The 12,180-nt window shown below is 71.1% G+C and carries 11 protein-coding genes; 2 read left to right on the plus strand and 9 right to left on the minus strand.

Annotation, left to right across the window (positions count from 1 at the left end):
* Positions 1 to 8: 8 nt before the first annotated feature.
* The 5 genes from ACOKM3_RS10850 to ACOKM3_RS10870 all read right to left on the minus strand — a co-directional run bounded on the left by ACOKM3_RS10850 (position 9) and on the right by ACOKM3_RS10870 (position 5,810).
* A complete protein-coding gene (locus ACOKM3_RS10850) occupies positions 9 to 851 on the minus strand; it encodes a nitrilase-related carbon-nitrogen hydrolase (protein ID WP_266715346.1) in 843 nt (280 codons plus the stop codon).
* Between the two features lie 110 nt (positions 852 to 961).
* The gene (locus ACOKM3_RS10855; RefSeq protein WP_426899319.1) at positions 962 to 2,512 is read right to left on the minus strand and encodes a PucR family transcriptional regulator; all 1,551 of its coding nucleotides are present in this window, start codon (positions 2,510 to 2,512) and stop codon (positions 962 to 964) included.
* A 93-nt stretch (positions 2,513 to 2,605) separates the two neighbouring features.
* On the minus strand, positions 2,606 to 3,895 hold the full coding sequence (locus tag ACOKM3_RS10860) for an aspartate aminotransferase family protein (protein ID WP_426899321.1): 1,290 nt from the start codon (positions 3,893 to 3,895) through the stop codon (positions 2,606 to 2,608).
* 216 nt (positions 3,896 to 4,111) lie between these two features.
* Positions 4,112 to 5,443 (minus strand): hypothetical protein, encoded by a 1,332-nt coding sequence (locus ACOKM3_RS10865; RefSeq protein ID WP_426906761.1) that lies wholly within the window; start codon positions 5,441 to 5,443, stop codon positions 4,112 to 4,114.
* A 115-nt stretch (positions 5,444 to 5,558) separates the two neighbouring features.
* Positions 5,559 to 5,810 (minus strand): helix-turn-helix domain-containing protein, encoded by a 252-nt coding sequence (locus ACOKM3_RS10870; protein ID WP_426899323.1) that lies wholly within the window; start codon positions 5,808 to 5,810, stop codon positions 5,559 to 5,561.
* Positions 5,811 to 5,872: 62 nt separating this feature from the next.
* Here ACOKM3_RS10870 and map point away from each other — a divergent pair, with 62 nt between their 5' ends.
* Positions 5,873 to 6,640 carry a type I methionyl aminopeptidase gene (map, locus tag ACOKM3_RS10875; RefSeq protein ID WP_426899325.1) on the plus strand — a complete coding sequence of 256 codons (768 nt, stop codon included), beginning with the start codon at positions 5,873 to 5,875 and terminating at the stop codon, positions 6,638 to 6,640.
* A gap of 183 nt (positions 6,641 to 6,823) precedes the next feature.
* Here the strand turns inward: map and ggt are convergent, their stop codons facing one another.
* Positions 6,824 to 8,671, minus strand: a complete 1,848-nt coding sequence (gene ggt / locus ACOKM3_RS10880) for a gamma-glutamyltransferase (RefSeq protein WP_426899327.1) — start codon at positions 8,669 to 8,671, stop codon at positions 6,824 to 6,826.
* A 103-nt stretch (positions 8,672 to 8,774) separates the two neighbouring features.
* Here ggt and ACOKM3_RS10885 point away from each other — a divergent pair, with 103 nt between their 5' ends.
* On the plus strand, positions 8,775 to 9,542 hold the full coding sequence (locus ACOKM3_RS10885; protein ID WP_426899329.1) for a hypothetical protein: 768 nt from the start codon (positions 8,775 to 8,777) through the stop codon (positions 9,540 to 9,542).
* 191 nt (positions 9,543 to 9,733) lie between these two features.
* On the opposite strand, the gene ACOKM3_RS10890 is transcribed toward ACOKM3_RS10885, so the two are convergent.
* Genes ACOKM3_RS10890 through ACOKM3_RS10900 form a run of 3 tightly spaced genes read right to left on the minus strand, consistent with a single transcriptional unit; the run spans position 9,734 to position 12,167 of the window.
* Positions 9,734 to 10,603, minus strand: a complete 870-nt coding sequence (locus ACOKM3_RS10890; protein WP_426899331.1) for an amino acid ABC transporter permease — start codon at positions 10,601 to 10,603, stop codon at positions 9,734 to 9,736.
* Complete coding sequence (locus tag ACOKM3_RS10895; protein ID WP_327660813.1) at positions 10,600 to 11,244, minus strand: amino acid ABC transporter permease; 645 nt, start codon at positions 11,242 to 11,244, stop codon at positions 10,600 to 10,602. The genes ACOKM3_RS10890 and ACOKM3_RS10895 overlap by 4 nt, the downstream gene beginning before the upstream one ends.
* 11 nt (positions 11,245 to 11,255) lie before the next feature.
* Positions 11,256 to 12,167, minus strand: coding sequence for a glutamate ABC transporter substrate-binding protein (locus tag ACOKM3_RS10900; RefSeq protein ID WP_426899333.1), 912 nt, complete (start codon positions 12,165 to 12,167; stop codon positions 11,256 to 11,258).
* Positions 12,168 to 12,180: the final 13 nt, after the last annotated feature.

Below are 12,180 nucleotides of genomic sequence, written 5' to 3' on the forward strand. Positions count from 1 at the left end.
TGCTGCGATTACGGGCGGGTCAGGGGCTCGTACGCCTGCGGGTTGCGGTCGCGGTAGAACTGCCAGCGGTCGCGGACCTCGCGCAGCTTCGCCATGTCGAGCTCGCGGACGACGAGTTCGGGCGCCTTGTCGTCGGCGACCTCGCCCACGAACCGGCCCTCGGGGTCGACGAAGTACGACGTGCCGTAGAAGTCGTTGTCGCCGTACTCCTCGACGCCGACCCGGTTGATCGCGCCGACGAAGTACTCGTTGGCGACGGCGGCCGCCGGCTGCTCCAGCTGCCAGAGGTAGCGGGACAGGCCGCGCGAGGTGGCCGAGGGGTTGAAGACGATCTGGGCGCCCTCCAACCCCAGTGCGCGCCAGCCCTCCGGGAAGTGCCGGTCGTAGCAGATGTACACGCCGATCTTGCCCACAGCCGTGTCGAAGACCGGCCAGCCGCTGTTGCCGGGGCGGAAGTAGAACTTCTCCCAGAAGCCCTTGACCTGCGGGATGTGCGTCTTGCGGTACTTGCCGAGATAGCTGCCGTCGGCGTCGATCACGGCGGCCGTGTTGTAGAGGACGCCCGGCTGCTCCTCCTCGTAGACGGGGAGGACGAGGACGATGCCGTGTTCGCGGGCCAGGGCCTGGAAGCGCTGGACGACCGGCCCGTCCGGCACCGACTCCGCGTACTCGTAGAACTTCGCGTCCTGCACCTGGCAGAAGTACGGGCCGTAGAACAGCTCCTGGAAGCACAGGACCTGGGCGCCCTGGGCGGCGGCGTCGCGGACCGCCTGCTCGTGCACCTTGATCATGGACTCTTTGTCGCCGGTCCATGCGGTCTGGAAGATGGCGGCGCGGATCACGGGGCTCATCGGACCTCCCTGAGAGGGGGTTGCACTGTGTGGTGTCGACGATAGGGAGCGGGGAGCGGCACCGCCGAGTCGCAGCGTGTCACGCGCGGGGCCGTGGGCGTTGCACGGTGTCACGGACCCGACTGCGCGTCGTGCGCGAGCAGGGCCAGATGGACGGACGCGGCCTGCTCGAAGTCGTCGAGGTCGACGCCGAGCAGTGTCTGGATGGACTGGAGGCGGCGGTAGAGGGCGGGGCGGCTCATGTGGGTGAGCCGGGCGGTGCGGGACTTGTTGCGGCCGGTGGTGAGGTAGCCGCGCAGGACCGGGAGGAGTTCCGCGGCGTCCTCGGAGGCCAGGATGGCGTCCAACTCCCTTTCCGAGAAGGCCTGTACGCGAGGGTCGTCGCGCAACTGCCGTACGAGACCGCGCAGTCGTACGTCGCCGATGCGGACCACCGGCGGGAGGCCGGGCGGCGCGCCGGTGACGGCGTCGGCCACGTGCAGGGCCTCGCGCAGCGCCTCCGGCACGTCCTCCCAGGCGGTACTGGCGGGGCCCGCCGCCACGAGGGCACGCGCGTCGCCGGTCTCCGCGCGCAGGCGCTCGGCGAAGTGTGCGGCGAGGGCCTCCGGCGCCTGGTCGCGGGCGAGGCTGAGGAGGATGGCGGTGGAGTGCTCGGCGAGTTCCGCCACGAGGCCGGACAGCCCCAACAGGCGCAGGAGGCGGTCGAGTTGGGCCGGTGAAGTGTCGCGTACGACGAGGGGGAGGAAGGTGCGGCGGTTCACCGGGAGGCCCGCCGCGCGGGCGCGAGGGAGCAGGCCGCGGGCCGGCGCGGCGCCAGCGAGCAGATCGGCGAGCAGACAGCGCGCCGACTGCTCCTCCCAGCTCGGCCCGGAGCCCGCCAGCAGGTGGTGCAGGACCAGGGCCTCCGCCGCACGGTCCGCGAGCAGCCGCCCGGACGCGCCGTCGCCGCGGTGCCCGCACAGCACGACGGAGCCCCAGCGTTCGCCGCGGCCGCCGAGGTCCGCGCGGATCCAGCCCTCCCCGTCGACGCCGCCGGGCTGCCGTGCGATGCGGTCCCAGTCGCGCAACACGTCGTCGACGGCGGGGTGTTCGCCGGCCGTGGCGAGGACGCGGTGGGCGAGGTTGGTGAGGACGACCGGGCAGCCGCTGTGCGCGGCGATCTCGTCGAGCAGCGCTTGCAACGGGGCGCCAGCCGTGATGAGGCCGGTGAGCGCGGTACGGATGCCCTCGGAGAGGCTGACGGCGGCGAACTTCCTTCGTACGAGCCGGGATTGCACCTCCTCCGTCAACTCGGCGAAGGGGAACGGGCGGTGCAGCACCACCATGGGCAGCCCGTGCCGTTCGGCGGCGCGCCGCATGCCCTCCGGGGAGGACGGGAAGGCGCGGCCGAGGCCCAGGACGAGGGCGGCGGCCTCCGCGCGGTGCAGGGAGTCGATGTACTCGGCCTGCAGCCGCTCGTCGTCCGCGAGCAGGACGCCCGTGGTGAGGATCATCTCGCCGCCGCTCAGCATCACGCCCACGTCCGCGGCCTCGGCCACGTGCACCCAGCGGACGGGGCGGTCGAGATGGCCGGCCCCGGCGACCACCTCCGGTTGACCGGCGGCGATGCGGTCGAGGGCGAGTATCTGGCGGATGGACAAGGTGTGGTCGGGCGTGGGCAATGGGGGCCTCCCTCCAGGGCGGGTAGCCAAATCAAGCCCCGCCGGCGCTTGAGGCGCGGGGTCCGGGGCAGAGCCCCGAGGCCGTAACCACGTCTACGCCGCGCCGTGCAACGCCCGCTCCAAAATCCCCGCCCCCTCCTCCGCCTCCGCCACCGTCAAGGTCATCGGCGGAGCGATCCGCAGGACGCTCGAATCGTGGCCCCCGCCCTTGCCGATCAGCAGCCCCTGCGCCCGGCAGGACTCGATGACCTGCGCCGCGTCGGGGCCGGGGCCGGGGCTCTCCAGCTCGATGCCGATCATCAGGCCACGCCCCCGCACCTCCCGAACGCCGGGCGCGCTCGCGCCGATCGCGCGCAGCCGCTCGATGAGGAGTCCGCCGACCCGTCGGGCGTTGCCCTGGAGGTCGTGTTCGAGGAGGTACGAGAGGTTGGCGAGGCCCGCCGCCATCGTGATCGGGGAGCCGCCGAACGTCGAAATGGAGTTGGCGTCAAGGCAGTTCATGACGTCACCACGGGCGACGACGCCGCCGATCGACATGCCGTTGCCGATGCCCTTGGCGAAGGTCAGGATGTCCGGCGGCCCCGACTGGGCGTGCGCCTGCCAGCCCCAGAAGTGCTCGCCGGTGCGGCCCCAGCCGGTCTGCACCTCGTCCGAGATCCACAGGATGCCGTGCTCGCGCAGGACGTCGCGGAAGGCGGCGTACAGGCCGTCGGGCGGGGAGGTGAAGCCGCCGACGCCCTGGATGGGTTCGGCGATGAGCGCCGCCACGTTGCCCCGGGTCTGGCCGAGCATGTCCCGCAGGTCGGCGACGCAGGCGTCGATGAACTCGGCGTCGGACAGGTGCGCGTAGGGGCCGCGGCCGCGCACGCCTCCGTGCACGTACAGCGTCTGGAGCGGGGACAGGCTCGTCGGCGACCAGCCCTTGTTGCCCGTGATGCCGACCGTGGAGAACGAACGGCCGTGATAGCTGTTGCGCATCGCCAGGATCTGGTTCGAGCGGCGGTACGCGGTGGCGAGCATCAGCGCGGTGTCGTTGGCCTCGGTGCCGGACGTCGTGAAGAAGACGCGGGCGTCCGGGATGCCGGACAACTGGGCGACGCGCTCGGCGAGTTCGACCATCGGCCGGTTCAGATAGAGCGTCGAGGAGTGAATGATCCGGGAGGCCTGTTCGCTCACCGCCTTCGTGACCTCGGGCAGGGCGTGCGCCGTCATCGTCGTGAGGATGCCGCCGAAGAAGTCCAGGTACTTATTGCCGTCGGCGTCCCAGACGTGCCGGCCCTCGCCGTGCGTGAGCTCGATCGGCTCGTCGTAGTACAGCGCCAGCCAGTCCGGCAGGACTTCGCGGTGGCGGTCGTGCAGAGAGGCTCGGGAGGGGGTGGTCATCGGCAGCACTCCTTCTTCCTTACGTCTCTACTTCTCTGCGCAGGTACGCCTTCGCATACGCCTCCGCGCGCACCTCTACGTACGCCCTCACGTACGCCTCTACGCACGTAGAACGGCCGTAGAGGGACGAACGTAAGCCTCAACGGAGGGCTTGCCAAGGGCATCGTCGGCAACCCGCTGGATCGGGGCGGCCCCGGCACCCGTGCGGGTGACGGTTCAGTGTGCGAGGCCGGCGACGCGCAGCGCGTGCACCACGTCCCAGTACCGATCGTCGGAGACCCGCGCCGCCGCGTCCAGGAGCAGCGGGACGAGCCGGTCGGGGGCGCCGCTCGCGGTGTGGGCGGCCTCTTCGGGGGTGCGGCCGCGGACGTACGCGTCGAGGAGGGTGCGGACCTCGTGGTGCCTGCCCGCCTCGTCGAGCCGGTGCACCGCGGCGCCGAACTCGGCGGGCGGGCTGCCCAGGCCCTGGCGCAGCAGCTGCTGCCCGTCGCCGGTGCGGCCGGCAGCGACCAGCGCGTCGGCGGCGGCGACGAGACGGTCCAGCGGCAGCGACCCGGCCTCCCACAGCAGGGTGGCCCAGTCGGCGCCGAGCCCGGCGCGCGTCAACTCGCGGGCGAACAGCGGGAAATGGGCGGCGGGCCCGGCGGCGGCGTCCACGAGGACCATGTGCGCCTCGCCGCTGCGGCCCTCCGCGCGGTGACGGGCGAGGAGGGCGACCGTCGCGGACACGTCGGCGTGGGCGGTGGTGTCGGCCGGGGGCGGGGCGGGGGCCGCCTCCTCCGGCTCGGCCGCGGCGCCGGCGAACCGGGCGCCCCTGGGAGTGGCGGCGGGGGCGGGGGCCGCGGCGGTCGGGCCGGCCTCCGTCTCCGGTTCGTCCACCGGCATTCCGGCGAAGCGCGCGCTGCCCCGGGGTCGGCGTTTGCGCTCCTTGGCGGGCGCGGGGCGGGGCGTCGACGGGGACGGGCGGGGACCGGGTACCGGTCCGCCCGGGCCCGCACTCGCAGCCGCACCCGTACCCGCACCCGCACCCGCACCCGCACCCGCAGGGTTCGGCCCCAACTCCGCGAGCCGCGCGCCGAGTTCAGCGATCCGTGCCGTCGCCCGCTCGTGGTCGTCGCGCACCCAGGCCAGATCGAAACGGGCGGCGTCGGCCGTCTCCTCGTCGACGGCGGATTCGAGGCGGGCGCCGAGCTCGCGCAGGCGCTGCTCCGCGTACCGCCGCTCGCGCACCATCACGTCCATCCGGTCGGCGAGCAGCGCGCGTGCGCCGGGCCCCGCGTCGTGGGCGCGCGCGGACGCGCGGTGCAGGGCGCGGGCACGGGCCGCCTCACGCTCGGCGTGCTCGGTGCCCGTCGCCGCCGCGAGGTCCTTGAGGAGCGCCTCCACCACGTCCCACGGCGGCACCTCGCTGCCGTCGAGGCAGGCCCGCATGCCCTCGGGGTCCCGCTGCCAGAAGACTCCGCACCAGCCGGCGCGTTGGTCGAGCCGGGCGTTGAGGCCTTGCAGATATGTCGCGAAGTCCCTTACCCGGTCCGGGAGTTGTCCCACTTCCGCCACGCGCCCCGCCGATCGTCGCACTCCTGGAGCCTTACGCTCCGGAAGCAAACACCTCCCGTGTTACGGGGGTGCTACGCGCACTTTTCGGCACGGACACCGGGACCGGTCAGGCGGGCGCCAGGGCGCAGTGCGCCATCAGCTCGTCCATGGAAAGGCCCAGCTCACGGGCGAGCGCGGCGACGGTGAAGAAGGCCGGGGTCGGCGCCCGACCGGTCTCGATCTTGCGCAGCGTCTCGACGGAGACACCCGCGCCCGCGGCCACCTCCGTCATGCTGCGCCCGAGCCGCGCCTCGCGCAGCAGGCGGCCGAGGCGCTCGCCGCGTTCGTGCTCTTCGGGGGTCAAGGGGGTTCGGACCATGCCTCCACTCTACCCGAGCCCCCATTTTTGTACCGGATTTAAATACCGGTATAGTTATTGGCATGGTGGAACTCAAGACGGATACACAGATCGACGCGATGCGGGAGGCGGGCCGGGTCGCGGCCGACGCCCTCGCCGCGGTACGGGAGCACGCGGCCGTGGGCGTGAGCCTGCTGGAGCTGGACGAGGTGGCGCACGAGGTGCTGCGCAAGGCCGGGGCGGGCTCGCCCTTCCTCGGCTATCGGCCGAGCTTCGCGCCGACACCGTTCCCCGCGGTGCTCTGCGTGTCCGTGAACGACGCGATCGTGCACGGCATCCCGACCACGTACCGGTTGCGGGACGGGGACCTGGTCTCGGCCGACTTCGGGGCGGAGCTGGACGGGTGGGCGGGCGACTCCGCGATCAGCTTTACGGTGGGCAGGGCGCGGCCCGAGGACGTACGACTCGTGGAGACGGCCGAGCGGGCGCTCGCGGCGGGGATCGGGGCGGCGGTCGTCGGCAACCGGATCGGGGACATCGCGCACGCGATCGGGACGGTGTGCCGGGAGGCCGGGTACGGGATTCCGCAGGACTTCGGCGGGCACGGGATCGGGCGGCGGATGCACGAGGATCCGGGGGTGCCGAACGAGGGGCGGGCCGGGCGCGGCATGGTGCTGCGGCACGGCATGGCGCTGGCCATCGAGCCCATGGTCATCGGGGGTGGTGGTGACGGCTACCACGAGGCGTCCGACGGCTGGACCCTGCGCACGAACGACGGCTCCCGCGCGGCCCACGCGGAACACTCCGTGGCGATCACGGAGGCGGGCCCCCGGATCCTCACGGCCCGCTGAGCCGGGGCCCCGGGGCCGGAGCCACCGCAAGGAGCACCCGGCACCGGGGCGCCGCCTTGCCCACCCTGCCGCCCCAGGCGGCAGACTGCCCAAGGCGGCGGGTGGGCAAATTCAGCCCCGCCGGCGTTTGAGGCGCGGGGTCCGGGGCGGAGCCCCGTGGCCCAGGAGGAGGACTACCCCGCGCTACTTGCCGGGCGACACGACCATCGCCGAGCCGCCACCCCTGCGCACCTTCTCCGCCGCCGCGAGCCACTTGCCGCCGGGCAACCGCTGCACACCGGTGGCCGCACCGATCTCCGGGTTCTCCTTGAAGGAGTGCCCGATGGCCTCGAGCTCACCCCGCACACCACTCCCGTACAGCCCCGGCTCGAGCTCCGTCTGCGCCGCGTTCCGCTGACTCGCCCGCGGCGCCGCGATCGCGTCGACCAGCGGCAGATCCCGGTCGAGGAACCCCGTCAGCGTCTGCAGCACCGTGGTGATGATGGTGGCCCCACCCGGCGACCCGACCGCGACCACCGGCTTGCCCGCCTTGTCGAGCACGATCGTCGGTGAGATCGACGAGCGCGGCCGCTTGCCGGGACCCGGCAGGTTCGGGTCGTGGACATCGGCGCTCGCGGGCGCGAACGAGAAGTCCGTCAGCTCGTTGTTGAGCAGGAAGCCACGCCCCGGCACGGTGATGCCGCTGCCGCCGGTCGACTCGATGGTGAGGGTGTAGGAGACGACGTTGCCCCACTTGTCCGCCGCGGTGAGGTGCGTGGTGTTCTCACCCTCGTACGTCGTCGGCGCCGCCTTGTCCCCGGCCTCGCCGCACTTTCCGGGGTGCCTCGGGTCACCCGGCGCGAGCGGGCTCTTGAGCACCGCGTCGTCCTTGATGAGGCACGCGCGCGAGTTGGCGAACTTCTGCGAGAGCAACCCCTTCGTCGGCACGTCCTCGAACGCCGGATCGCCCACCCAGCGCCCCCGGTCGGCGAAGGCCACCCGGCTCGCCTCGATGAAGCGGTGCAGGTACTGGACCTCCGACGCCTTCGACAGGTCGGTGTTCTCAAGGATGTTGAGCGCCTCGCCGACACTCGTGCCACCGGACGAGGACGGCGCCATGGAGTAGACACCGAGGCCGCGGTACGAGGTCCTGGTCGGCGCCTGGAACTTGGCGCCGTAGGCCGTGAGGTCCTTCGCCGAAAGCTTCCCCGGACGTGCCACGTAGTCCGAATCCGGGTCCACCGGCGGCTTGTTGACCGTCTTCACGACGTCCTTGCCGATGTCGCCGCGGTACAGCGCCCCGATCCCGTCCCGGCCCAACTGCTCGTACGTGCGCGCCAGGTCGGGGTTCTTGAACGTCGAGCCGACCGCCGGGAGCTTCCCGCCCGGCAGGAACAGCTTCGCGGTGTCGGGGAAGTTGCGGAACCGGGCCTCGTTGGACGCGGTCTGCGAGCGGAACGTGTCGTCGACGGTGAACCCGTCGCTCGCCAGCTTCGTGGCCGGCTTCAGCACCGAGCCGAGGCCCCGGCTCCCCCACGCGTCGAGCGCCGACTGCCACGTGGCCGGCGTCCCCGGCGTCCCCACGCTCAGCCCGCTGGTGACCGCGTCGTTGAAGGCGAGTGGTTTGCCGTTCTCCAGGAAGAGGTCGGAGCCGGCCGTCAGCGGCGCCGTCTCGCGGCCGTCGATCGTGTGGACCTTGCGGGACTTGGCGTCGTAATAGACGAAGTAGCCGCCGCCACCGACCCCGGACGAGTACGGCTCGGTCACCCCGAGGGCGGCCGCGGTGGCGACGGCGGCGTCCACCGCGTTGCCCCCGTGCTTGAGCACCTCGATGCCGGCCGCGGAGGCGTCCTTGTCGACGCTCGCCACCGCGCCGCCGGAGCCGACCGCGACCGGCTCCTTCACGGGCGTACGCGAACCGGACGTACGCGAACCGGACGTACTCGAACCGGACGTACTCGAACCGGACGAAGGCGGAGCCGCCGCACCGACCGCCACCATGCTGCCAAGTGCGGCGAAGACCGACAGATTCCGCACAACTGAACGTGTCATCAGTACCTCCGGTCAACAGGCGTCAGCGCAGCGTAACTTGATCGGACCGCGCCGTCAGGACCCCCTCGAACCCCGGTCGAACATCCCGCTAGAGTGCGCCCCCATGACTGAAGACGTGCGCAACATCGTCCTCGGCCTGATCGCGGCGGGCATCAGCGCCTCGCTGGGCTGGCTCGCCCGCACCTACCTGTGGAAGCGCAAGCTCCGCCGGAAGCAGGCCTTCTTCGGGCTGCCCGACAACTCCGAGTCGCTGCTCGTCGTGAACCGCGACGCGGGCGGCCCCGAGCTGACGGTGAAGCGCCACGACGTCTTCGCCCTCCTCGAACTCTCCGCGCTCATCAAGGACTGCAACGCGCACGCGCAGGTCGTCGCCCACGACACCGCGCAGCAGGGCTTCGGGGAGCGGACCGAGTTCTGTGTCGGGGGCCCGGCGTCCAACAGACGCATGGCCGCGCACATGGTCAGCCTGCTGCCCGGCATCCGGATCAACACCGACCCCGAGCCCGGCCCGGACCGCGGCGCCTTCCAGATCGGCTCCGAGCGCTACCGCCTGGAGCCCAGCAGAACCGAGTACGTGCTCCTGGCCCGTCTGACCGCCGGCCCCGCCACACCCGAGGCGAGGCCGGTGTTTCTGTTCTGCGGGCAGCTGCCGATCACCAATCAGGCCGCCACGCGCTATCTCGCCCGCCACCACGAGCGGCTCGCCCGCAAGCACGGCAACAACTCCTTCGTCCTGCTCCTGAAGGTCGTGAACTCCGGGGCGTACGGGCCCGACGTCGTCGAGGTGGTCGCCGATGTCACCAAGGCGGCCGAGGCCCCGCTGCCCGCCGCGCCTGCCAATGGCGGCCGCGCCGCGCACCGCGCCAAGTAGGCCGTGAAACCAAGGGGAGCGGCACCCTCGTCGCGTACGAATGCGACAAGGGCCCGCTCGTCCTCGGCAAGCAGGCGCGTCCCGACCGGCACGCGGCAGCTGACCTTCTCCCACACGAACACACGAACTTCGTGAGGCAGTGATCTCCGGCTGCCGCTGGGCGGGACGGGCCGTGCTTTCCCTGGCTTCGGCTACTGCGTACCGGGCAGCAGCGTCCCTGGCTCCGCCGGGGCGACATCGGCCGCCTCCGTCTTGGGGTTGCGCCGCTGGCGCTTGGCCACCCACTGGGCGAACCAGGACAGCACCATGCACATCCCGATGTAGATAGGCGAGATCACCATCACCACGGGGATGAAGGGCAAATCGTAGTCGAGGTTGGAAGCGATCAGTTTTCCGGCGTGGAGGAACTCCTCGTAGGTGATGAGATACCCGAGCGACGTGTCCTTCAGGGCCACCACCAACTGGCTGATGATGGCGGGCAGCATGGCCCGCACCGCCTGAGGGACGAGCACATGCGTCATGACCTGCGTCTTGCGCATGCCCAGCGCGTACGCCGCCTCGCGCTGTCCGCGCTCCACCGCGTTGATGCCCGAACGGAACACCTCGGCGAGCACGGAGCCGTTGTAGAGCGTCAGGCCGGCGACGAGCGCGGCCAGCGGCTCCATTTTCAGGGCCACGTAGATGAAGAAGATCATCACCAGGACCGGCATGGCGCGGAAGAACTCGACGAACAGCGTCGCGATCCAGCGCACCGGCTTGTGGTCCGAGAGCCGCCCCACGGCCAGGAGCGTGCCGAGCACGAGCGACAGGACGGCCGCCATGGCGAAGGCCTTGAGCGTGTTGCCGAGCCCGCGCAGGAGCAGCTCCTGGATGCCCGTGTACTCGAAGGGCATCCACTTCGTGTACGTGAACTGGTCGGTGTCGAAGAGCAGGTACAGGATCCAGCCGACCAGCGCGAGCACGATGAGCGTCGAGACGGCGCCGTACAGCTTGTGTCTGCGCTCGGTCTTCGGGCCCGGGATGTCGTAGAGGGCGGTGGCGTCGTGCCGCAGGGCCTTCATCGGGCGAACCCCCAGCGCTTCTCGAGGAAGTTGAACAGGGCGCTGATGGCGAGCGTGATGATCAGGTATCCGATCGCGATCCAGACGAAGGTCCAGATGATGTTGTAGCCGAGCTCGCTGAGCGTCTTGTACGTGCCGAGCAGCTCGACGACGCTGAAGGCGCCCGCGATCGCGGAGTTCTTGGCGAGCGCGATGAGCGTGGAGCCGATCGGCGGGATCACGGACCGGAAGGCCTGCGGCAGGATGACGTGGGTCAGGGTCTGGCCGAACGTCATGCCGAGGCTGCGGGCCGCCTCGCCCTGGCCCTTGGGCACCGTGTTGATGCCGGAGCGGACGGCCTCGCAGATGAACGCCGAGGTGTAGCAGCCGAGCGCGAGGATCGCGAAGACGGTGAAGGGCAGGACCAGACCGAAGCGCGGCAGGCCGAGCAGCACCGCGAAGAACAGCAGCGTCAGCGGGGTGTTGCGCAGCACGGTGACCCACGCGGTGCCGAAGGCCCGGAAGGAGCCGACGGGCGCGACCCGGAACGAGGCCATGAGGAACCCGAGCACCAGGGCCAGGATCGACGCGAAGACGGTGAGTTCGACGGTGCCGAGGAAGCCTTTCCAGTACAGCGACAGGTTGTCGGTCAGGACATTCATGGGACGCCTCCTCAGTTCGCCGGGTAGCGGTCGATGGCGGGCGGTTTCGGGGCCGGTTCACCGGACAGGCCGAGGGTCGCCTCGTACGCCTTCTTCCAGTCGCCGTATCTCTGGCGGGCCTCGAGGGCGTCGTTGATGGCGAACCGCAGCGCGTTGTCCTTCTTCGGGACCCCGATGCCGTACGGCTCCTCGGAGAACGGCTTGCCGACGAGCTTCATCTCCTCCGGCACCTTGGCCGCGTAGCCGAGCAGGATCGCGTCGTCGGTGGTGACCGCGTCGACCTGGTAGGTCAGCAGGTTGTCGACGCAGATCGAGTACGTGTCGTACGCGACGAGCTCGGCCTTCGGGTAGTCGGCCTTGATGCGCTGGTACGGCGTGGAACCGGCCGCCGAGCAGACGCGCTTGCCCGCGAGGTCGTCAGGACCCTTGATGTCCTTCTCGTCGGTGCGCACGAGCAGCGACTGCCCCGCCATGTAGTACGGGCCCGCGAAGCCGACGATCTTCTTGCGGAGGTCGTTGATGGTGTACGTGCCGACGTAGTAGTCGATCTGCCCGTTCTGCAGGGCCGTCTCGCGGTTCGCCGACGCGATGGTCTTGAAGCGGATCTTCTTCGGGTCGAGGCCGAGGGAGGCCGAGACCATCTTGGCGATCTCGATGTCGAAGCCCGTGTACGTGCCGTTCGCGGGGTTCTTCTCGCCGAGGTAGGGCTGGTCCTCCTTGGCGCCGACGATGAAGTGGCCGCGCCTCTCCGCCTTCTTCCACGTCGGGGAGTCGGGCAGCGAGAAGCCTTGCGCGATCTCGTACTTGGGGAGCTCCGCGGCCGACGGTCCCTTGACCGGCGGGGCGCCCTCCTTGCCGCAGGCGGTGGCGGCCAGGGCAGTCACCGCCAGGGCGGCGAGCAGCCGTAGCGACTTGGCGATCATGTGGTGGTGCGCT

This window comes from Streptomyces nidicola, assembly GCF_050106155.1.
Lineage (GTDB): Bacteria > Actinomycetota > Actinomycetes > Streptomycetales > Streptomycetaceae > Streptomyces.

Coding starts and splice junctions, on each gene's coding strand:
- ACOKM3_RS10850 (WP_266715346.1), bottom strand. CDS start 851: ATGAGCCCCGTGATCCGCGCCGCCATCTTCCAGACCGCATGGACCGGC.
- ACOKM3_RS10860 (WP_426899321.1), bottom strand. CDS start 3,895: ATGACCACCCCCTCCCGAGCCTCTCTGCACGACCGCCACCGCGAAGTC.
- ACOKM3_RS10870 (WP_426899323.1), bottom strand. CDS start 5,810: ATGGTCCGAACCCCCTTGACCCCCGAAGAGCACGAACGCGGCGAGCGC.
- map (WP_426899325.1), top strand. CDS start 5,873: ATGGTGGAACTCAAGACGGATACACAGATCGACGCGATGCGGGAGGCG.
- ggt (WP_426899327.1), bottom strand. CDS start 8,671: ATGACACGTTCAGTTGTGCGGAATCTGTCGGTCTTCGCCGCACTTGGC.
- ACOKM3_RS10885 (WP_426899329.1), top strand. CDS start 8,775: ATGACTGAAGACGTGCGCAACATCGTCCTCGGCCTGATCGCGGCGGGC.
- ACOKM3_RS10890 (WP_426899331.1), bottom strand. CDS start 10,603: ATGAAGGCCCTGCGGCACGACGCCACCGCCCTCTACGACATCCCGGGC.
- ACOKM3_RS10895 (WP_327660813.1), bottom strand. CDS start 11,244: ATGAATGTCCTGACCGACAACCTGTCGCTGTACTGGAAAGGCTTCCTC.
- ACOKM3_RS10900 (WP_426899333.1), bottom strand. CDS start 12,167: ATGATCGCCAAGTCGCTACGGCTGCTCGCCGCCCTGGCGGTGACTGCC.